The organism is Curtobacterium pomorum, from assembly GCF_044497295.1.
GTDB lineage: Bacteria > Actinomycetota > Actinomycetes > Actinomycetales > Microbacteriaceae > Curtobacterium.
The window spans coordinates 837,154-857,320 of the sequence record NZ_CP172409.1; the positions used below are offsets into that span (position 1 = coordinate 837,154).

Genomic DNA, 20,167 nt, shown 5'->3' on the forward strand with positions numbered 1-20,167 from the left:
CGTGGGTCGCGACCCACGGCTCGCGCAGTTGCTGGACCAGGGATCGCCGGCTGCCGGTTCGCCGCTTGGCGGTTCGCTGGCTGCCGGTTCGCTGGCTGCCGGTTCGCGTCCCGCGCTCGTCGTCGTCGACGTGCAGCGCGACTTCGGTGAGCCGGCGCGGATCGCGCCGTACGGACTCGACGACCGCGCGTCCGTCGCCGTGGACGCCGCCGTCACCCGCATCGGCTCGCTCGTCGACGAGGCCCGCGCGACGGGCGTCCCCGTGGTCTGGGTCGAACTCGGCAGCGACCCGGCCCGGCCGTGGCGTTCCAGCACGTGGCTGCGCGGGGGCGACCCGGACGGACCCATGCCGGACGACGAGCCCTGCCGGATCGGCACGGAGGGCGCCGAGTGGTACCGCACGGCGCCAGCGCCCGGTGAGACCCGCGTCGTGAAGCGCGGTTACAGCGGGTTCCTGGGCACCGACCTGGAGGCCCGGCTCACCTCCGCCGGGATCGGCTGGGTCACCGTCGTGGGACTCACGACCGAGTGCTGCGTCCTCGCCACCGCGCAGGACGCGATGCAGCTCGGCTGGCCCGTGGTGGTCCCGCAGGACGCCACCGCCGCGTACGACACCGACGTGCACGACGCCGCGCTCACCCTGATCGACCTGAACGTGGGCGTCGTGACCGACGCCGACGAGACGGTGGCGCTGTGGCGCGAGTCCGCCTCCGCGTCTGTGTCTGTGTCTGTGCCCGCGTCCGCGTCCGCGTCCGCTTCGCCGGTGGGTGCCCGATGAGCGGCATGCACCTGGCCTACGACCTGTCCTTCACCCACACCGAGGGGCGGTGGGCCGCGGCCGGCAGCTGGGTCGGCCAGGACTTCCCCGACGTCCGCATGTACATGGAGGTGGCCCGCACGGCCGAACGTGCCGGCGTCGACATGCTGTTCTTCGGCGACGGGTCCGGTGTGCCGAGCACGTGGCGCGGCAGCATCGACCCGGCCGTCGAGTGGGGCATCCAGTGGCCCCGGCAGGACATGTCGCCCGTGATCGCCGCGATGTCCACCGTCACCGAGCACATCGGGTTCGGGCTCACCTACTCGTCGACGTTCACGCACCCCTTCTCGGTCGCCCGGCTGCTCAACTCGCTCGACCACGTCACCGGCGGACGGATGGCGTTCAACGTCGTCGCCTCGTCGCGTGGTGCGGACGCAGCGAACTACGGGTCAGACCACCTCATCGACCACGACCTGCGGTACGAACGGATGGAGGAGTTCATCGGCGTCTGCCGTGCACTCTGGGACTCCGTCGCCCCCGACGCCATCGTCCGCGACCGCTCGACCGGACGGTTCGCCGACCCGGCCGGGGTGCACCCCATCGACCACGACGGTCGCTTCTTCAAGGTCCGTGGCCCGCTCGCGAGCGTCCCGAGCCCGCAGCGGCACCCCGTGGTGGTGCAGGCCGGCAACTCGCCGCGCGGCATCGCCGCCAGTGCGTCCTTCGCCGACCTGGTGTTCGGGTTCGGGTCGAGCGTCGCCGGACAGCTCCGGCACCGGAACGCGCTCGACGCAGCGCTCACCGACGCCGGCCGGGACCCGTCCGGCGTCGGGATCCTCTGGGCGACCCAGGTCATCGTCGGGGCCACCGACGCCGAGGCCGCCGCCCGCCGCGACTCGCTGCTGTCGTTCTGGAACCGCGAGGCCGTCGGCACCTTCATCTCGCACAACGCCGGCTACGACTTCTCCACGCTGCCGGAGACGTTCCGGCTCGGCGAGCTGCGCGACGAGATCGTCGCCGCGCAGGCGAGCCCGGCCGGCCTGGTCGGCAGCCTGGTCGCCGAGTTCGGCGAGGACCACACGATGGACCGCGACGACTTCTTCGAACACGGCTGGCGTGCCGCGACGGGCCTCGACCACATGCTGGTCGGCGACGCCGCGGGGGTCGCCGACGCCCTGCAGGAGAACTTCGCGGCCACCGGCGGACGCGGCGGCTACATGCTGTCCAGCCCGCTCGGCATGCCCACCGGGTTCGCCGACCTGAGCGAGCTCCTCGTGCCGGAACTGCGTGCCCGCGGTGCCCTGGCGCCGCGGTACCCGGGGTCGACGCTCCGCGAGAACCTGGCGGTGTGAGGTGACCCCGGCCCGTCGGTGGCTCGCGCTCGGCGGGCTCTGCCTCGGCTTCTTCATGCTGCTGCTCGACAGCACGATCGTGTCCGTCGCACTGCCGGACATCGGCAGCGACCTCGGCACCGACGCGTCCCTGTCGGTCTGGGTGAACAGCGCCTACCTGTTCGCGTTCGCGGTGCCGCTCCTCGTCGCCGGACGGCTCGGCGACCGCTTCGGCCACCGCCGCGTCTACCTGCTCGGGCTCGCGGTGTTCACCGTCGCGTCCGTCGGCTGCGCGTTCGCGCCGGGGATCGGTGCGCTCGTCGTCTGGCGCGCCGTGCAGGGCGTCGGCGCCGCGCTGCTCACGCCCCAGTGCCTGACCGTCATCCGTTCGTTGTTCGACCCGCCGCGGCTCGCCGTCGCGCTCGCCGTCTGGAGCGCCGGCGGTGGTGCCGCGACCGTCGCCGGCCCGATCGTCGGGGGCGTGCTCGTCGAGGCGTGGGGGTGGCCGTCGGTCTTCCTGGTGAACGTCCCCGTCGGCATCGTCACCGCCGTCGCCGTGCTCCGCTTCGTGCCGGTGTCCCGACGCATCGCGGTGCCGCTACCGGTGCTCGCCGTCGTCGGGGTGACCGCCGGGGTGTTCGCCGTGGTCGTCGGCGTGCAGGGGACCGGTGACGGAGTGCTCGCCGCACCCCTGCCGCGGGTCGGTCTGGTGGTCCTCGGCGCGCTCGTCGTCGCCGCGGTGCTCACCGTGCAGCGCCGAGCGGGCGACCGGGCACTCGTCCCGCTCGGGCTGTTCCGCGACCGCGGGTTCGTCACCGGCTCGTGGGGAGCGATGGCCGCGTCGTTCTGCGTCGGGTCTGCGCCGATCCCGCTCATGCTCGACCTGCAGGACGGACGCGGACTCGGTGCCGGCGCAGCCGCCCTGGTGCTCGTGCCGATGGGGATCGCCTGCCTGGCCGCCGCACCGTTCGTCGGCCGCACGACGAACACCGCCGGCCCGCGAGCGACGGCGACCATCGGTGCCGTCCTGCTCGTCGTCTCGGTGACGCTCACCGCCGTGCTCATCGGGACGTCGGCTCCGCTCTGGGCGGTCGCGGCGGCGTTCACCGGCTTCGGGGTCGCGAACGCGTTCGTCTGGTCCCCGTTCTCGCTCGCGGCGGTGCTCGGGGCCGGCCCGGCGACCATCGGTGCGGCGTCGAGCACGTTCAACACCGTGAAGCAGCTCGGTGCCGTCCTGGGCAGCACCGTCACCGCCGTGCTGCTCGCGGTGTCGACCGACGCGGTCGCCCTCGGCGCCCTGGCGCTGGCGGCACTCGGGGCGCTCGTGGCGGCGGTCTCCCTGCCGAGACGGGCGCCGGCGGTCCTCACCGGCGCGGTCGTGCACGGCGCCGGCGTCGGCCACGGGCTCGGGTTCCCGACCGCCAACCTGCTGCCCGACGACGGCCGTACGGTGCCGTCGGACGGCGTCTACGTCGGGTGGCTGACCGCACCGACGTGGCCGGGGACGCGCGAGGCCCTCGTGTCGATCGGCAGCAACAGCACCTTCGCCGACCGGCCGCGCACCGTCGAGATCCACGTGCTCGACTTCGACGGCGACCTGTACGGCACCCCCGTCGAGCTCACCGTCGGCCGTCGGCTCCGTCGGCAGCGCACGTTCCCCGGGCCCGACGCCCTCGTCGCCGCGATGCGTGCGGACGAACGACGTGCCCGCTCCCTGCTCGCCCGCTCCTGAACGAAGGAACCCCCATGCAGCACGAGTTCGTCGGCGACCCGCTCGACATCCGCGAGGCGATCGCCGAGATCCCCTCGGTCGTGGCGGCCATCGCCGCCCGGGTGGCGGGCGCGCCGGTCGTCATGGTGGCCACCTCGTTCACCGTCGGGGTCTCCTACGACCCGCCGCTCGCGACGATCGCCGTGCAGCACTCGTCGACGACCTGGCCCGACCTGGCGGCGGCGCCGGTGCTCGGCATCTCGGTCCTCGCCGAGGGGCACGCCGAGCAGACCCGGCAGCTGGCCTCCCGCGACCGGGCGCAGCGACTGGTCGGTGTGCCGCACGTCGACACCGGGTCGGGGGCCGTGCTGCTCGACGGTGCGCACTCGTGGTTGGAGTGCTCGGTCGAGGCCGTCCACCGTGCCGGCGACCACGACATCGTGGTGCTGCGGGTGCTCCGCTTCGCCCGCGACGCCGCGAACGCCGCGCTCGTCTGGCACCGCCCCGCTCGGCGGCTCAGCCCGCGGTGATCGCGGCCACCGCCTGCACGACGACCGCGCGGCGGCGGGCAGCCGAGGCGCTGGCCGTGAGCCGGGCGTACTCGGGGGTCGCGCCGCTCCAGAGCGCAGCCGTGTGGATCACGAGGCCGAGCAGTTCGGCCGCGTCGAACGCGGTCGAGAGCAGGCCGTCGCGCTGTGCACCCTCGATCGCCTGGAGCTTCGCCGTGTTGCTCCGAACGACCGCGTCGATCGGGTGCTGCGTGTCGCCGCGCTCGAGTCGGTACCACGTCGCGAGCCGTTGGACCCAGGGCCGCCGGACGTAGGAGTCGTGCAACCGTCCGGCGTACTCGGGGAGGTCCGCCGGATCGATCGTCACCTCGTCCAGCGTCTCGGCGACCATGGCGTCGAAGACCGCGTCGAACAGGCCGTCCTTGCTGGTGAAGTAGTGGTAGATCTGCGCCTTGTTGCTCGCGGCGGCGGCCGCTATCCGATCGACGCGGGCCCCCGCGATCCCGACCGCAGCGAATTCGTCGCGCGCGGCGAGCAGGAGTCTCGCGCGAGTGGCGTCGGCATCTCGTGGCATCGGCACGCTCGCCATCGTATCAACCGGGTGGTTGACAAATGCGAGCGGATGGCGTTCCATGACTTCTATCAACCAACCAGTCAGTTAGGAACCATCGTGTCCGTCTTCCTCGTCACCGGCGCCTCCCGCGGCCTCGGTCGATCCATCGTCCGCGCCGCGCTCGACGCCGGCCACGACGTCGTCGCCGGCGTCCGTGACCCACGTGCACTCGACGACCTGGTCGTCCCAGAGGGCGGGACCCTCGTCAGCGTCCCCTTGGACGTCACGGATCCGGCCGCAGCACGTGCGGCCGTCCGTACCGCCGTCGATCGCTTCGGGCGACTCGACGTCCTCGTGAACAACGCCGGGTACGCCAACCTCGCGAGCATCGAGGACGTCGAGCCGGCAGACTTCCGTGCGCAGGTCGAGACGAACCTGTTCGGCGTCGTGGCCCTGACGCAGGCCGCCCTGCCGGTGATGCGCACGCAGGGCTCCGGGCACATCGTGCAGGTCTCCTCGGTCGGTGGTCGCATGGCCACGCCGGGCCTCGGCGCCTACCAGACGGCGAAGTGGGCGGTGGGTGGCTTCTCGTCCGTGCTCGCGAAGGAGGTCGAACCCCTCGGCGTCCGCGTGACCGTCCTCGAGCCCGGCGGGATGCGGACGGACTGGGCCGGTTCGTCGATGCAGGTGGCCCCGGTCCGGCCCGAGTACCGGTCGACCGTCGGCGCGTCGGCCCGCCTGCACGGGGGGACAGCCATCGGTGCCAGCGACCCGGACCTCGTCGCGGAGCTCGTGCTGCGGGTCGTCGAGATGGACCAGCCGCCGCTCCGGTTGTTGGTCGGGCCGGATGCGTTCCAGCACGGCACCGCGGCGGGTCGAGAGCTGCTCGCGCGCGACGAGGAATCCGAGGCGCTCAGTCGCTCCACCGCGGCCGCCGACGTCACCCCCGAGCAGCTCGATCCGCTCGCCCACTCCTGAGCCGGCGGTCCCGCGGCGCGGCGTTCCTTCCCAGAACGCGTGCGATCGAAAGCGGAACCGGGCGTACCTGGACAGAAGTTCTGACCAGGTACGCCCGAAACGACCGAGTACGCGGAACGGCCCGGCGCGAGAGCTTCAGGCGGCCAGCGCCGCCATCTCGCGCACCACGGCCCGGAGTCGCGCGGCGAGCTCGTCGTTGCTCCGCACGGAGTCGCGGTGGGCAGCCTCGCTGAGCGCCGACATCACGAGCGTCACGGCCGTGCGTGCGGTCTGCTCGTCGGTGCGGGTGCCGACGACGCTGAGCAGCGACTGGCGTGACTCGGCCATCCACTGCATCACCATCGACGACATCTCGGGCCGGAGCACGAGCAGTTCCTTCATCCGCCGGCGGTCCTGGGAGAGCGGAACGGTCGCCGCGACCAGGGAGCACAGGTCGTCGACCAGGCCGCCCTGAGCCTCGGCGAACCACACCGCGGAGTGCTCCGGGACCTCGACCGAGTCGAGGCCGAGTGCGGCGTGCGCCTTCGACGAGAAGTAGTTGAAGAACGTGCGCGGGGAGACGTCGGCGTCGGCGCAGATCTGCTCGACCGTGACGCCGTCGAGTCCGTGCGCCGACACCAGGGTCAGCGCTGCGTCGTGCAACGCCTGGCGGGTCTGCTGCTTCTTCCGTTCACGCAGCGTGCACGGCTCCGTTGCCGTTGCCGCTGCCGGGGTGGTGATCACGGGGACTCCTGGTGTGGTCTGGGTGGTGGGAGGGGCGCCCGCCCGGAAAGGGGGCACGGACGGACGCCCCGGTCGGTCACCGACGGGTCGTCGGCGTGGTTCCGGTCGAGCCCGAGCCGGTGGGCACCGAGCCGGTCGGCACGGAGCCGGTCATCGGCCCGGTGAACGAGCCAGCGTCGGCCGCGGCAGCACCGGCCTCGGCCTCGAGCTGGGCCTCGGCGGACAGGTCGGCGCGCTCCTGCAGCGCGGAACGCTGGCGCAGCGGCGGCACCCGGAAGAACCAGGTGAGCACGAACGCGAGCAGGATCACGCCGAGGCCGACCCAGTAGATCGTCACGGACGAGGCGTTGAAGCCCGCCATGAACGGCCGGGTCAGGCGGCTGTCGGCACCGGTCAGGAACGAGGTGTCGTTCGTGCTGGTGGCGCTGTCGCTCGTGGTGTTGCCGTCGTCGATCTTCTTCGCGAGCTCCGGGGTGAGCTCGTCGACCCAGTAGGAGCGCTGCGAGGCGTTCGACCAGTCGACGGACACGGTGCCGTCCTGCACGCTGGCGTGTGCCTGGTCGGCGACCTGCTCGAGCGCGGACCGCTCGGCCGCCGGCGTCGCCGCGGCGACCTGCTGGTCGATGACGGACTGGGCCGAGGCGGCGGGGACCGCACCGGCGGCGACCTGCTGCTGCACGGCTGCCGTGACCTGCTCGGTGACCGCGGCGTCGGCGGCCTGCGTCGCCTTCGCGGAGGCAGCGTCGAGCTGCGACTGCACGGTCTTCGTCAGCGGGGTGACGACGGGCGTCCAGATCTTGTCCATGGCGCCCTGGTTCGCCTTCGCGCTGGCGACGGTCGGGTTGAGCGCGGCGTCGAGTGCCGGACCGAGGTCCTTCTCGTTCGCGGTCGCGGTCAGGATGTTCGCCGGCATCACCGAGAACAGGATGGACAGCAGGACCGCGGTGCCGAGCGTTCCGCCGATCTGGCGGAAGAACGTGGCGGACGACGTGGCGACGCCCATGTCACGGGCTTCCACCGAGCCCTGCGACGCCAGGGTGAGCGACTGCATGACCGAGCCGAGGCCGAGGCCGATGAGGAACATGCCGATCATCAGGAACCAGAGCGGCTTGTCGATCGACATGAAGGTCAGGACGACGTAGCCGGCGGACACGAGCGCGGTGCCGATGACCGGGAAGATCCGGTAGCGGCCGACGCGGGCGACGATCTGACCCGAGGTGATCGAGGCGATCATCAGACCACCGACGAGCGGCAGGGTGGCGAAGCCGGACTCGGTCGGGGTGAGCCCGACGACGATCTGCAGGTACAGCGGGATGGTGAGCATCGCGCCGAACATCGCGAAGCCGACCAGGAACCCGATGACGGTCGCCATCGAGAACGTGCCCGAGCGGAACAGCTTGAGCGGGATGATCGCCGCGTCGCCCATCTTCGACTCGATGAGCAGCAGCCCGATCAGGCCGACGACACCGACGACGTAGCAGGCGATGGCGGCGGGGGAGCCCCAGCCCCAGATGCGGCCCTGTTCGGCGACGAGCAGGAGCGGCACGAGGGTGACGATGACGGCGGTCGCGCCCCACCAGTCGACCTTGGGCTTCGCGTCGTCGGCACTGTGCACCTTCGGCAGGTGCAGGAAGACGATGACCATGAGGAGCGCCGCGACGCCGATCGGCACGTTGATCAGCAGGACCCAGCGCCACCCGGTGATCCAGAGGATCTCGGAGGAACCGGCGAGCAGGCCGCCGATGAGCGGGCCGATGACCGACGAGATGCCGAACACGGCGAGGAAGTAGCCCTGGTACTTGGCACGTTCGCGCGGGGCGAGGATGTCGCCCATGATCGCCAGCGGCAGCGACATCAGCGCACCGGCTCCGATGCCCTGCACGGCACGGAAGGCCGCGAGCATGAGCATCGAGGTGGACATCGACGACAGGACGGCGCCGAGGATGAACACGACGATGCCGAAGATGTAGAGCGGTCGGCGGCCGAAGATGTCGGAGAGCTTGCCGTAGATCGGCGTCGCGATCGTCGAGGTGATGAGGTAGGCGGTCGTGACCCAGGCCTGCTGGTCGAGGCCGTGCAGGTCGTCGCCGATGGTGCGGATCGCCGTGCCGAACACCGTCTGGCCGAGGGACGACAGGAACATGCCCGCCATCAGGCCGTAGATCACGAGGAGGATCTGTCGGTGGGTCATCAGGGGCTGCTGGCCGGTACCGCCGGAGGCTGCTGGGGCCTCGGCGCTGTGCCGACCGTGCTGCACCTGGACGGGTGCGGTGGCGGTCATCGAACTCCTTTTTCGTGCTGTGTAACTTTGCAGACCGCGCAACGATACATCTGTTGCTTCCGACAAGCAACTAAATGTGGCCGCTAGGCTGAGCGCATGTCCGACGACCGGCACGCTGCCGAGCGACTCCTGCGATCCCAGCTCGACCGGCTGTGGGTCCGACAGACCCTGCGCTCCTCGCTCATCGAGTCCAGCGGGGGACTCGACCCGACGGCACGCGTGATCCTGCGGGCCGTCGCCGGTCACGGACCCGTCCGGGCGACCGCCATCGCGGACGCGACGGGCCTGTCCCGCCCGGTGATCAGCCGCCGGGTCGCGTCGCTGATCGACGCCGAGCACCTGGTCGGATCGCCGGACCCCGCCGACGGCCGCGCCACCCTCGTGTCCCTCGCACCCGCGGGCAAGCGACTGCTCGACCAGCTCGACGCGGCCGGCGCCGAGGTCTTCGACGACCTGACCGAGGAGTTCGCCTCGGACGAGCTGCGCTCGCTCGCCGAGATGCTCACGCGGCTGAACGACCGGGCCGACGCGGTCCTCGGGATCGGCACCACACGTCCGTGACGTGACCGTGACGGGACCGGGAGGCACGGGTCGGGCCCGCCCCGCGCCTCCCGTCCGCCTGCCCTCCGGTCACTGCGGTGCGTGCATTCGAGATACCGTTGGTGTATGAGCACGGACACCGCCACCACCACCGAGACCACCGACGAGGGGCCCGTGGTGACCTTCGCCGATCTCGGCCTGAGCGACGCTGTGCTCAAGGCCGTCAAGGACATCGGGTACGAGACCCCTTCCGCCATCCAGGAAGCCACCATCCCCACGCTGCTCGCCGGCCGCGACGTCGTCGGCCTGGCGCAGACCGGTACCGGCAAGACCGCGGCGTTCGCGCTGCCGATCCTGTCCCGCATGGACTCGGGCAGCAAGAAGCCCCAGGCGCTCGTGCTGTCGCCGACGCGTGAGCTCGCCCTGCAGGTGTGCGAGGCGTTCGAGCAGTTCGCGTCCCACATGAAGAACGTCCACGTCCTGCCCGTCTACGGCGGCCAGGCGTACGGCGTGCAGCTCTCCGCCCTGCGCCGTGGCGTCGACGTCATCGTCGGCACCCCCGGTCGCATCATGGACCACCTGGCGAAGGGCACGCTCGACCTGTCCGAGCTGAAGTACCTCGTGCTCGACGAGGCCGACGAGATGCTCAAGATGGGCTTCGCCGAGGACGTCGAGACGATCCTCGCCGACACCCCCGACGACAAGCAGGTCGCGCTCTTCTCGGCGACGATGCCCGCGCAGATCCGCCGCATCTCGCAGCAGTACCTGACGGACCCGGCCGAGATCACCGTCAAGACCAAGACGAAGACCGCCGCGAACATCACGCAGCGCTACCTGATGGTCTCCTACCCGCAGAAGGTCGACGCGCTCACCCGCATCCTCGAGGTCGAGGACTTCGAGGGCATGATCATCTTCGTCCGCACCAAGAGCGAGACCGAGACCCTGGCCGAGAAGCTCCGCGCCCGTGGGTACGCCGCCGCCGCCATCAGCGGTGACGTCGCCCAGGCCCAGCGCGAGCGGACCGTCAACCAGCTGAAGTCCGGCAAGCTCGACATCCTGGTCGCCACCGACGTCGCCGCCCGTGGCCTCGACGTCGACCGCATCACCCACGTCGTGAACTACGACATCCCGGTCGACATCGAGTCCTACGTGCACCGCATCGGCCGCACCGGTCGCGCCGGCCGCTCGGGTGACTCGATCAGCTTCGTCACCCCCCGCGAGCGTCGCCTGCTCTCCGCGATCGAGCGCCACACGAAGCAGCCGCTCACGCAGATGCAGCTGCCGACCATCGACGACGTCAACGAGACGCGCCTGACCCGCTTCGACGACGCGATCACCGCGGCGCTCGAGGACCAGGGCCGCATCGCCGCCTTCCGCGACGTCATCGCCCACTACGTCGAGCACCACGACGTCCCCTCGGACGACGTCGCCGCCGCCCTCGCCGTCGTGGCGCAGGGCGACTCGCCGCTGCTCCTGACCGCAGCCGACGACGCCCTCCGCACGCAGATGGACCGCGACGCCCGCCGTGGCGAGCGCGACGACCGTGGCGGACGCGACGACCGTGCCCCGCGCAGCGACCGTGGCGGTGACCGCGACCGCGGCCCCCGTCGTTCGCAGCCCAGGACGGCCTACCGCATCGAGGTCGGTCGTCGGCACCGCGTCGAGCCGCGTCAGATCGTCGGTGCGCTCGCGAACGAGGGCGGCCTGCGCCGCGACGACTTCGGCGCGATCCGCATCCAGCCGGACTTCTCCATCGTCGAGCTGCCGGCCGACATGGACGGTGGCGTGCTCGACCGTCTGACCGACACCCGGATCAGCGGCAAGCTCATCGAGATCAAGCCCGACCGCCGTGGTGGTGGCGGTGGGGCCCGTCGCTACGAGGACCGCGACCGCGCCCCGCGTGGCGACCGCGACGACCGTCCGGAGCGCAAGCCCCGCTACTGACGCGAGCCGCGTCCTGGACGCGACCCCATCCTGACGGGAGGCACGGTGCCGGCTGGCACCGTGCCTCCCGTCCGTCGTCCGGTCGCGCCTCGTGCCGTGGGTCGCCCCGGACGGCGGCCGTTGCGTCACCACGCTTGCGGTGCGGGGAACCGCACATCACGCCCGGATCGGTTCCCCTGGTGCCCTGGCGGTGCTGTGATACCTGCAGCCGTGACGCAGGGAGCCGCGGGGAAGGCAGGGGAACGAACGTGTACCGAGCACTCATCACCGTCGCCGCAGCGGCGGCGCTCGTCATCGGGGGAGTGGCGCCGGCGACGGCTGCCCCCTCGTCCTCGGCGCCGGGCGCGCCGACCGCCGTCCGGGTCACCGGAGCCGGCGACAGCGCGACCGTGACCTGGGGTCCCCCGAAGTCCGGCGCGAAGGTCACCGGCTGGAAGGTCACGATCTCCCCCGCGCAGCACCAGCCCGACCAGGGTGTCGACCGGCTGCCGGCGAAGGCGCGGTCCGACCGCTTCGGCGACCTGACGCCGAAGACGACCTACCGCTTCTCGGTGCGCGCGATCGGCGCGAAGAAGACCGGCCGCACGACCCTCGTCCGCTACACCACGCCGTCCGTGGTCGACACGACGCAGTCGCTGTTCGCCCTCGACGCGTCCGGTAACGTCGTGCGGTTCGCCGAGGACGGTTCCGGCACCGGGAAGGTCGTCGCCGCGAAGGGGACGGGCTTCGCCGCGGACGACGTCGGTGACGTGTTCACCCCCTCGGCGGACCTGACCTCGATCCTGTTCCACCCCGCCGACGGCAGTGCCACGCGGACGCTGGCGACCGGGCTGCACCTGACCCCCGACCTGCGCTCCGACGTCGCCGGCAACCTGTACTGGATCGACTCGGCGACGGGTGCGGTGCAGAAGCTCCCCGTCGGCAGTTCCACCGCGACGACCGTGCTCGACCTGACTGCCACGGGCAGCGGCCAGCGGTTCTGGACCGTCACTCCCGACGGCAAGGTCGTCGCCGTCGGCGGTTCGCAGTTCTCCCCGATCGTCGTGGGCACCGGCATGACCGCACGGGCGATCACCCTCCCCGGCAGCTCCGGCGTCGGGTACCCCGCAGCGGTCCTCGCCGACTCGCACGGCAACGTGTACGTCGACATCCGTTCTCCCGGTGCCGCCGGTTCGTGGGCCTGGTACCAGCTGAAGCCGGGCGCTACGGCCCTGACGCGGATCGAGCCCCGGCTGGCGTTCGAGTACGCGGCCACCAACGCCGACGGGTTCTCGCTGCTGCAGTCCGCCGAGTGGTGCAGCGCCCCCGCCGAGTACCCGACCAGCCCGACCGGCTGCAAGGTCGACCGCACGATCCCGGACAAGCTCGTGGTCGGCACCGGTGGGGAGTCCACCGTGGCGGTCTCCGGCATCACGGCGGGGTCGCGCGGGCCGAACACGGGCGCCGCCTCCGACGACGGCGACGTCTTCGTCAACGTCGACAGCGGAGCTTCGGCCGGGCTCTGGCGCGTGCCGGCCTCCGGCGGGGCTGCCCAGCAGCTGTCGTCGGCGCAGTACTCGCGGCTGCTGGTGATCTGACCGGCAGACCGAGGCAGGACGGGGTGGGACGCAACGGCGCGTCCCACCCCGTCCTGTGTCCGGGTGCGGGGTGCCGGGTGCGGGCGCGTGCCCGAGGTTCCGAAATATTGGAGTGTCGGCGCTCCCTCAGCCGGTCTGTGGAACCTCGGCGGCACACCGGCGGCGTGTTGTGGAACCTCAGCGGCACCCGGCACCCGGCACCCGGCACCCGGCACCCGGCACCCGGCACCCGGCACCCGGCACCAGCGAGACCGCCCACCGCCGCCACCCCCACAACCCCTCACGACACCCCGGCGACGGTCCGGCGGCACACCTCGTCCCACGGGGTCGGCTCGATGCCGAACCACGTGCGGCTCTCGGCGTCGTCGACCACGTACGGCGCCGTCCACTGGTAGGTCATGTCGGCGAGCTCCCGCATCATCGGCGACACGAGCCCGAGGGCACGGATCGCGGCGGCGGGCACCCGTCGGACGGGCACGGGCGGTTTGCCGGCGGCGGCCAGCACGTCGGTCAGCGCCTGCCGCTGGGTACGAGGAGCGTTGCTCGGCACCATCCACGTGCGGCCGTGCGCGCGCTCGTCCGACGCTGCCGCCACCAGGGTCCTGGCGACGTCGAGCACGTCCGTGAACGTGTGCGGCAGGTCGGTCCTGCCGATCATCGTCACGGCCTTCCCCTGCAATGCGGCCGGCAGCACCCGCGTGACGTGCCCGTTCGCCCCGATGCCCGGCCCGACGTAGTCCGAGGCCCGGACCTCGACGGCGCGGACGCGTCCAGCGCGGTGCGCCGCCAGGGCGTCCGCCCACAGCCGGGCGCGGAGGATCCCCTTGTGGTCGGTGGCGGCGTCCGGGGTGTCGGGTCGCATCGGCCCGTCGACCGGACCGTACGGGTACAGGTTGCCGGTGATCGCGTACACGGCGCCGGTGCGTTCGGCAGCGCTGAGCATCGACGCGGCGAGCGGCGGCCAGGTGCGTTCCCACTGCGTGTAGTCGCCGGGGTTCGCGCAGTTGTAGAGCACGGCGGCGCCGTCGGCCGTCCGGGTGAGCGCCTCGGCGTCGGAGGCGTCGAGTGCGACGTGCCCGACTCCCGACAGGCCGGTGTCGCGACCCGAGCGGGTGACGACCGTGACGCGCTCACCGCGTTCGGCGAGCAGCGTGGCGACGTGGCGGCCCGCCGGGCCGGCGCCGATGACGAGGTGGTGGTGCGACATGGTCCCTGCTTCCGTTCGGTCAGCGAGAGCGGTGCTCTCGCCACCAGGATGCGCGCTGGAGCACGAAAGAGCAAGAGCACTGCTCTCATTTGTGTGCAGTGCTCTCGTGTGGCAGGGTGACCGGATGGCACCGACAGCACGCGAGCTCGCCCGGCAGACGGTCCGGGCGGACATCCTCGCCGCCGCGCGCACCCGCCTCACCGACGAGGGCCCCGCGGCGCTCAGCCTCCGAGCCGTCGCCCGCGACGTCGGCATGGTCTCGTCGGCGGTGTACCGCTACTTCCCGAGCCGCGACGACCTGCTGACGGCGCTGCTCATCGTCGACTACGACGAACTCGGCGCAGCGGTCGAGGCTGCCGACGCCGCGGCCGGGCCGTTGCCGGGCGCCCGCTGGGTCGCCGCGTGCCGTGCGATCCGGGCGTGGTCCGTCGCACACCCGGGGGACTTCGCGCTGCTGTTCGGGTCGCCTGTGCCGGGTTACGCCGCGCCCCGCGAGACGGTCGCGCCCGCCGCGCGGACGACGCTCGCGCTGGTACGGGTGGTCGCCGATGCGGTCGCGTCCGACGGTCCCGTCGGGTCGTCTCCGGGAGCGGACGGGAGGCCCGGGTCACCCACCGCGCCCACGGCGGCTCCCGGGGCGGCCGGCCCCGCAGTCGCGGACGCCCCGGCCACCCTGCGATCGTTCGGCGTCACGCTGCCCGACGAGGTCCTCGTCCGCACCCTGATGGCGTGGTCGACGGTGTTCGGCACGATCTCGTTCGAGCTCTTCGGCCACTTCGTGGGCTCCGTCTCCGACGGCGCCGCGTACTTCGACCAGGTGATCGCGCGCCTCGCCGACGACCTGGGGTTCGCCGCCGCGTTCTGACCTGCACGGTGGGTGGACCCCGGCCGTTGTCCACGACTCGCAGTCCGGGCCTGACAGAGGGCCGGTCGCTGCGGTAGACAGGTCCCTACGCCGAGGTCGTGCCCGACGACCGGAGCGGACGGCCGGCACGACGACCCCTGGGTCTGCGTCCGGACGAGACCACACCCGGGCGCGCTGCGGCCGGGGTCCGCGGATCAGGAGGCACCCTTGCGACGCAGCACGGTCGGCGACCCCGCAGCCGGAGCGACCCGGTGACGGCGCTCGACGTCAGCCGGCAGGACCGCCGCCGGCTCAGCACCGGCACGGCCCGCCGACGGCTCGTCACGGTGCGCACCGTCGCGCTCCTGGCCTCGATCGCCGGGGTGAACTACGTCGTCTGGCGCTGGGCCGCCTCGGTGAACTGGCACTCCTGGTGGATCGCCGTGCCGCTCATCCTCGCCGAGACCTACAGCGTCATCGACTCGCTCCTGTTCGCCTTCGGGGCGTGGCGGCTGCGCGAGCGCGGGGAACCCCCGACGAAGCCGTCATCGGACGTCACCGTCGACGTCTTCATCACCACGTACAACGAGCCCGTCGAGATGGTCGTGCGCACGGCCCGGGCGGCGAAGGCGATCACGCACCCGCACGCGACCTGGATCCTCGACGACGGCAACCGCCCCGAGATGCGCGCGGCCGCCGAGTCGCTCGGCATCGGCGTCGTCACTCGTGGTGCCGACTGGATCGACCGGCCCCGGCACGCCAAGGCCGGCAACCTCAACAACGCCCTGCTCGCGACCCAGGGCGAGTTCCTGCTGATCCTCGACGCCGACCAGGTGCCGGAGCCGGAGATCCTCGACCGCACGCTCGGCTACTTCAAGGACCCGCGGATGGCACTCGTGCAGACGCCGCAGTGGTTCGAGAACGTCCCCGAACAGGACCTGCTCGGCAGCCAGGCGCCGCTGTTCTACGGACCGATCCAGCAGTCGAAGGACGGCTGGAACGCCGCGTTCTTCTGCGGGTCGAACGCGATCCTGCGGCGCGAGGCCCTGATGCAGCTCGGCATCTCCCGCTACGTGGTCGAGGTCGAGGCGTCGGTGCAGCGCACGATCACGACGGCACGGAAGCTGCTGGCCCGCGCCCGCGAGACCGAGACGGACCCGCGGGTGCTCGGAGCCCTGGACGAGGCCGAGGCCGTCGTCGACCGTGCCCGCGACCAGGTCCGGGCCGGCGAACCGCTCGGCGACGTCACCTACGCGTTCCAGCGCGGGATCGACGCGATCGCCTTCCGGTTCGCCGCCGCCGACCTCGAGTCGGTGCGGAACGACCTGCAGGAACTCGCGGCGATGTCGACCGACGCGAACACCTTCGCCGGTCTCGACGACGCTGCGCTCGACGTGCTCGGCCGCCGCGACGCATCGCCCGTGGCCGCCATCGAGTCGATCGCCGTCCTCGCTCGGGCACTCGACGTCAACCGTGACGACGAGGCGCAGCCGATCATGCCGCTGGCCACGATCTCGGTGACCGAGGACATGGCCACCGCCATGCGGCTGCACGGGCTCGGCTGGAAGTCGGCGTACCACGACGAGATCCTGGCGAAGGGCCTGGCGCCCGAGGACCTGCCGACCATGCTCGTGCAGCGGCTCCGCTGGGCGCAGGGCACCATGCAGGTGTTCTTCCGCGAGAACCCGCTGGTGCAGAAGGGGCTGTCCTGGGGGCAGCGCCTCATGTACTTCTCCACGATGTGGAGCTACCTGTCCGGGTTCGCGGCGATCGTCTACATCGCGGCGCCGGTGCTGTGCCTGTCGTTCGGCGTCGTGCCGGTGCAGGCGTACAGCGTCGACTTCTTCGCCCGGCTGATCCCGTTCCTCGTGCTCAACCAGCTGTTGTTCTGGGTGGTCGCCGCGGGCAGACCGACCTGGCGTGGGCAGCAGTACTCGCTCGCGCTGTTCCCGGTGTGGATCGAGGCGGTGACGAGTGCGTTCGAGAACGTGTTCCGCGGCAAGCCGCTCGGGTTCCGGGTGACGCCGAAGGTGCGCGACGAGACCGAGCAGAAGCCACGGTGGGACCTCGTCAAGCCGCAGCTCTTCGCGATGGGTGCCCTGGTCGCCGCACTCGTCATGATCGGCATCCGGTACCTGACCGGGCAGGCGTCGGGCATCGCGCCGCTGGTCAACACCGCGTGGGTCGTCTTCGACCTGTTCATCTTCAGCATCGTGATCCGGGCCGTCCGCTACCGCGGCCCGGGTACGGCAGCCCAGTCAGAGCACGAGTCGACCACCGCCGGAGGACCACTGTGAGCGCCGAGACCACCTTCGACGTCGCCGCGACGCCCGTGTCGCTCGACGAGGTCCAGGACCGCTTCGCGACGTGGTGGGACGGACTCGGCATCGACGACGCCCGGCTCCGGTTCGCGCTGGAGACCGCCCTGGCCGAGGTCGCTGCCAACATCGTCGAGCACACCACGCGCGCCGACCAGGAGACCGGTCGGCGGTACACCGTGCGGCTCGAGTCGACGGATCGCGCCCTCACCGCGGAGCTCACCGACAACGGCCTGCCCGTGGACATCGACCTGAGCGCCGTGACGATGGCCGACGTCGAACAGGAGAGCGGACGCGGCCTGGCACTCGCGATCGCCGCCCTCGACCGCCTGGAGCACCGACACGAGCACGGGCACAACGTCTGGACCCTGGTGTGCGAACGGTGAGGCTGCTGGCGGCCCGGGTGGTCGCCGTCCTCGTCACGATCGCGACGCTCCTGCTCTGCGGTGCACTGCCGGCGTCCGCGGTGACGGTGCACACGGCCGCGGCGACGGCGCCGGCGAGCGGGACGGCCTGGTTCGGTCCGGACCTCGACTGGGGCGACGACTCCCCGGCGGGGTACGAGGGACGACTCGGTGCGACGCCGTCCATGTACGGGGTGGAGATCGACTACCCGCTCGACCGCTCGGCCCGGCGGGAGCTCCTCCGCGCGACGCGTGCCGCGGCGACACAGGGCGCGGTCCTCGTCGTCAGCCTCGAGCCCGGGCAGTCGCTCCGGTCACTCGACGCCGCCGACGCCCGGGCCGTCAACACCGTGCTCCAGGAGGTCCACGACCAGTACGACACCCAGGTGCTCGTGCGGTTCGCGCCCCAGATGAACGGCACGTGGGTGCGCTGGGGGCAGCAGCCGACGCAGTTCGTGCAGGCGTTCCGGACACTCGCGACCGCGGTGCACGGCGGCGACTCCGACGCGCTCATGGTCTGGTCGCCGTCGTACGGTGCCGGGTACCCGTTCGGCGAGTCCGCCGGGCGCCTGGACGACCTGTCCGCGACCGACGTCGCGAAGCTCGACACCGACGGCGACGGCGCGCTGACCGCGGCCGACGACCCCTACGAGCCGTACTGGCCGGGCGACGCGTCGGTCGACTGGGTCGGGCTGTCGATGTACTCCTTCGGCAAGGGGAAGTCGACGGCAGCAGCCGGCCGCGACGTGCCCCTCACCCGCAACGACGTGCCGGAGCCCGGTGAGGTCGAGTCCCGGTTCGACGAGACCTGGGGCTACGACCAGCAGCAGGCCGACAGCTTCTACGACCGGTTCGCGGTCGACGGCGACCGGTCGATGCTGCTCGACACCGGTGCGCTGTACGACCACACCCGCCGGGGCGACGCGGAGCTGCTGGTCAAGCAGGGCTGGTGGCGGCAGGTGATCGCGTCGGTCCAGGACCGCCCGTTGATCCGGGGCGTGACCTTCGTCGAGACGAACCGTCGCGAGCCCGAGGCCGGCAACCGTGTCGCCGACTGGCGCGACACCGCCGTCCCCGGCATCGCCGGTTCGTTCCGCACCGATCTCGAGCGCAGCGACCACTTCGCCTTCGGGCCGGTCACCGACCGCGTCACCACGCAGCAGGGCAACGCCGCGACCGACCAGCAGTACGACACCGGCGGCGACCAGATGGCGTGGATCGTCTGGCTCGCCGTGGGCCTGGCGGTGGTGTTCCTGCTGAGCGGCCTGTTCGGCCGGTTGCTGCCGGGGTGGCGGTACCCCGACGACGGCAAGCCCGGGCGCGACCTGCGGCTCGACCTGTTCCGCGGGTTCATCATCCTGGCGGTGGTGATCACCCACATCGAGATCGGCGGACCGTACTCGTACCTCACCCTGCACGCGGTGGGTGCGATCACCGGTGCCGAGATGTTCGTGTTCCTGTCCGGCATGGTCCTCGGCATGACCTACCCGTTCGCCATCAAGAAGTTCGGCGAGTGGGCGGCCGCGATCGGGGCGTGGAAGCGTGCCCGCAAGCAGTACCTGGTCACGCTCGTGGTGATCGCGGTGGTCTTCGCGCTGAGCTTCGTCCCGTTCCTGAACACCGACGCGATCACGACGTTCACCGACCGGGGCACCGGCACCGGCGGCGTCGGTGCCGAGGGCCGGGTCTACGACCTGTACCCGAACGCCATGCAGCTGCTCGGCTACCCGCCGCCGTGGTACGCCATCCGGCAGTTCCTGCTGCTCGAGATGGGCCCCTGGCCGTTCAACATCATGGGCCTGTTCGTGGTGCTGAGCCTGTTCATCCCGCCGCTGCTCTGGCTGATCCGCCGCGGCTTCTGGTGGGTGGTGCTCGTCGTGAGCTGGGCGCTGTACGTGTTCCAGGCGCTCCACCCGGAGTTCCGCCCGCTGAACTCGCAGTTCGAGGCGGTGTTCCCGCTGCTCACCTGGCAGGTCGTGTTCACCCACGGACTCGTGCTCGGGTACTACCGACGGCAGATCATCGGTGCGCTCACCGGGCGGCTCGGCAAGGTCCTGGTCGGCATCGGTGTCGGCGGCTACGCGGCGTTCCTGGTGTACGTCTGGGCGGCGAACCACGCCGGGTTCACACCGGTCCCGTTCCCGGCGTCGATGTACGAGGACCTGTACAACACGGCGTACCAGCGGGTGGACCTGCAGTGGGGCCGACTGGTCGACATCGCGTTCTTCGCGATCGTGTCGTACGCGATCCTGACGGTGTTCTGGAAGCCGATCTCGGCGGCGATCGGGTGGCTCTGGATCCCGATCGGGCAGGCGAGCCTCTACGTCTTCGTGTGGCAGGTGTTCTTCGCGCTGGCGATCGCGTCGATCCCGGGTGTGCCGTGGGGCGACTTCTGGATCGGCTTCGTGGTGCACTCGGCGTTGATCCTGCTGGCCTGGTACATGGTCCGCAAGAAGTTCCTGTTCTCGGTGATCCCGCGCTGACGCGCTG

General features: G+C 71.6%; 16 protein-coding genes. 12 read left to right on the forward strand and 4 right to left on the reverse strand.

Annotated elements, in window-relative coordinates:
- Position 1 precedes the first annotated feature (1 nt).
- From ACGH48_RS04110 to ACGH48_RS04125, 4 genes are read left to right on the forward strand one after another with little or no spacing between them, the layout of a single operon-like run.
- Positions 2-778: a cysteine hydrolase family protein gene (locus tag ACGH48_RS04110; RefSeq protein ID WP_396290283.1), complete on the forward strand. Its 777-nt coding sequence runs from the start codon at positions 2-4 to the stop codon at positions 776-778.
- Positions 775-2,109, forward strand: coding sequence for an NtaA/DmoA family FMN-dependent monooxygenase (locus ACGH48_RS04115; protein ID WP_396290284.1), 1,335 nt, complete (start codon positions 775-777; stop codon positions 2,107-2,109). Before ACGH48_RS04110 ends, ACGH48_RS04115 begins: the two co-directional genes overlap by 4 nt.
- Position 2,110: 1 nt before the next feature.
- Positions 2,111-3,820 carry an MFS transporter gene (locus ACGH48_RS04120; RefSeq protein ID WP_396290285.1) on the forward strand — a complete coding sequence of 570 codons (1,710 nt, stop codon included), beginning with the start codon at positions 2,111-2,113 and terminating at the stop codon, positions 3,818-3,820.
- Positions 3,821-3,834: 14 nt separating this feature from the next.
- Complete coding sequence (locus ACGH48_RS04125; protein WP_123313181.1) at positions 3,835-4,329, forward strand: flavin reductase family protein; 495 nt, start codon at positions 3,835-3,837, stop codon at positions 4,327-4,329.
- On the opposite strand, the gene ACGH48_RS04130 is transcribed toward ACGH48_RS04125, so the two are convergent.
- Positions 4,316-4,942: a TetR family transcriptional regulator gene (locus ACGH48_RS04130; protein WP_396290287.1), complete on the reverse strand. Its 627-nt coding sequence runs from the start codon at positions 4,940-4,942 to the stop codon at positions 4,316-4,318. The genes ACGH48_RS04125 and ACGH48_RS04130 overlap by 14 nt on opposite strands.
- A gap of 36 nt (positions 4,943-4,978) precedes the next feature.
- On the opposite strand from ACGH48_RS04130, the gene ACGH48_RS04135 reads away from it, so the two are divergent.
- Positions 4,979-5,839, forward strand: a complete 861-nt coding sequence (locus tag ACGH48_RS04135) for an SDR family NAD(P)-dependent oxidoreductase (RefSeq protein WP_221180559.1) — start codon at positions 4,979-4,981, stop codon at positions 5,837-5,839.
- A 135-nt stretch (positions 5,840-5,974) separates the two neighbouring features.
- Here ACGH48_RS04135 and ACGH48_RS04140 read toward each other — a convergent pair whose 3' ends face one another.
- Positions 5,975-6,562 (reverse strand): TetR/AcrR family transcriptional regulator, encoded by a 588-nt coding sequence (locus ACGH48_RS04140; RefSeq protein WP_396290289.1) that lies wholly within the window; start codon positions 6,560-6,562, stop codon positions 5,975-5,977.
- Positions 6,563-6,638: 76 nt separating this feature from the next.
- Entirely contained in the window at positions 6,639-8,843 is a 2,205-nt protein-coding gene (locus tag ACGH48_RS04145) for an MDR family MFS transporter (protein WP_396290291.1), read from the reverse strand.
- Positions 8,844-8,939: 96 nt separating this feature from the next.
- On the opposite strand from ACGH48_RS04145, the gene ACGH48_RS04150 reads away from it, so the two are divergent.
- The 3 genes from ACGH48_RS04150 to ACGH48_RS04160 all read left to right on the forward strand — a co-directional run bounded on the left by ACGH48_RS04150 (position 8,940) and on the right by ACGH48_RS04160 (position 12,904).
- The gene (locus tag ACGH48_RS04150) at positions 8,940-9,404 is read left to right on the forward strand and encodes a MarR family winged helix-turn-helix transcriptional regulator (protein WP_123313184.1); all 465 of its coding nucleotides are present in this window, start codon (positions 8,940-8,942) and stop codon (positions 9,402-9,404) included.
- A gap of 105 nt (positions 9,405-9,509) precedes the next feature.
- Complete coding sequence (locus ACGH48_RS04155) at positions 9,510-11,327, forward strand: DEAD/DEAH box helicase (protein WP_396290293.1); 1,818 nt, start codon at positions 9,510-9,512, stop codon at positions 11,325-11,327.
- Between the two features lie 248 nt (positions 11,328-11,575).
- Positions 11,576-12,904 (forward strand): fibronectin type III domain-containing protein, encoded by a 1,329-nt coding sequence (locus ACGH48_RS04160; RefSeq protein ID WP_396290294.1) that lies wholly within the window; start codon positions 11,576-11,578, stop codon positions 12,902-12,904.
- 280 nt (positions 12,905-13,184) lie between these two features.
- Here the strand turns inward: ACGH48_RS04160 and ACGH48_RS04165 are convergent, their stop codons facing one another.
- Entirely contained in the window at positions 13,185-14,111 is a 927-nt protein-coding gene (locus ACGH48_RS04165) for an NAD-dependent epimerase/dehydratase family protein (RefSeq protein ID WP_396290295.1), read from the reverse strand.
- Positions 14,112-14,235: 124 nt separating this feature from the next.
- On the opposite strand from ACGH48_RS04165, the gene ACGH48_RS04170 reads away from it, so the two are divergent.
- The 4 genes from ACGH48_RS04170 to opgC all read left to right on the forward strand — a co-directional run bounded on the left by ACGH48_RS04170 (position 14,236) and on the right by opgC (position 20,160).
- Complete coding sequence (locus ACGH48_RS04170) at positions 14,236-14,976, forward strand: TetR/AcrR family transcriptional regulator (protein WP_396290296.1); 741 nt, start codon at positions 14,236-14,238, stop codon at positions 14,974-14,976.
- A gap of 326 nt (positions 14,977-15,302) precedes the next feature.
- A complete protein-coding gene (locus ACGH48_RS04175; RefSeq protein WP_396291163.1) occupies positions 15,303-17,252 on the forward strand; it encodes a glycosyltransferase in 1,950 nt (649 codons plus the stop codon).
- The gene (locus ACGH48_RS04180) at positions 17,249-17,659 is read left to right on the forward strand and encodes an ATP-binding protein (RefSeq protein ID WP_396290298.1); all 411 of its coding nucleotides are present in this window, start codon (positions 17,249-17,251) and stop codon (positions 17,657-17,659) included. The genes ACGH48_RS04175 and ACGH48_RS04180 overlap by 4 nt, the downstream gene beginning before the upstream one ends.
- Positions 17,656-20,160, forward strand: a complete 2,505-nt coding sequence (gene opgC, locus ACGH48_RS04185) for an OpgC domain-containing protein (RefSeq protein ID WP_396290299.1) — start codon at positions 17,656-17,658, stop codon at positions 20,158-20,160. The genes ACGH48_RS04180 and opgC overlap by 4 nt, the downstream gene beginning before the upstream one ends.
- The last annotated feature ends 7 nt before the right edge of the window (positions 20,161-20,167 follow it).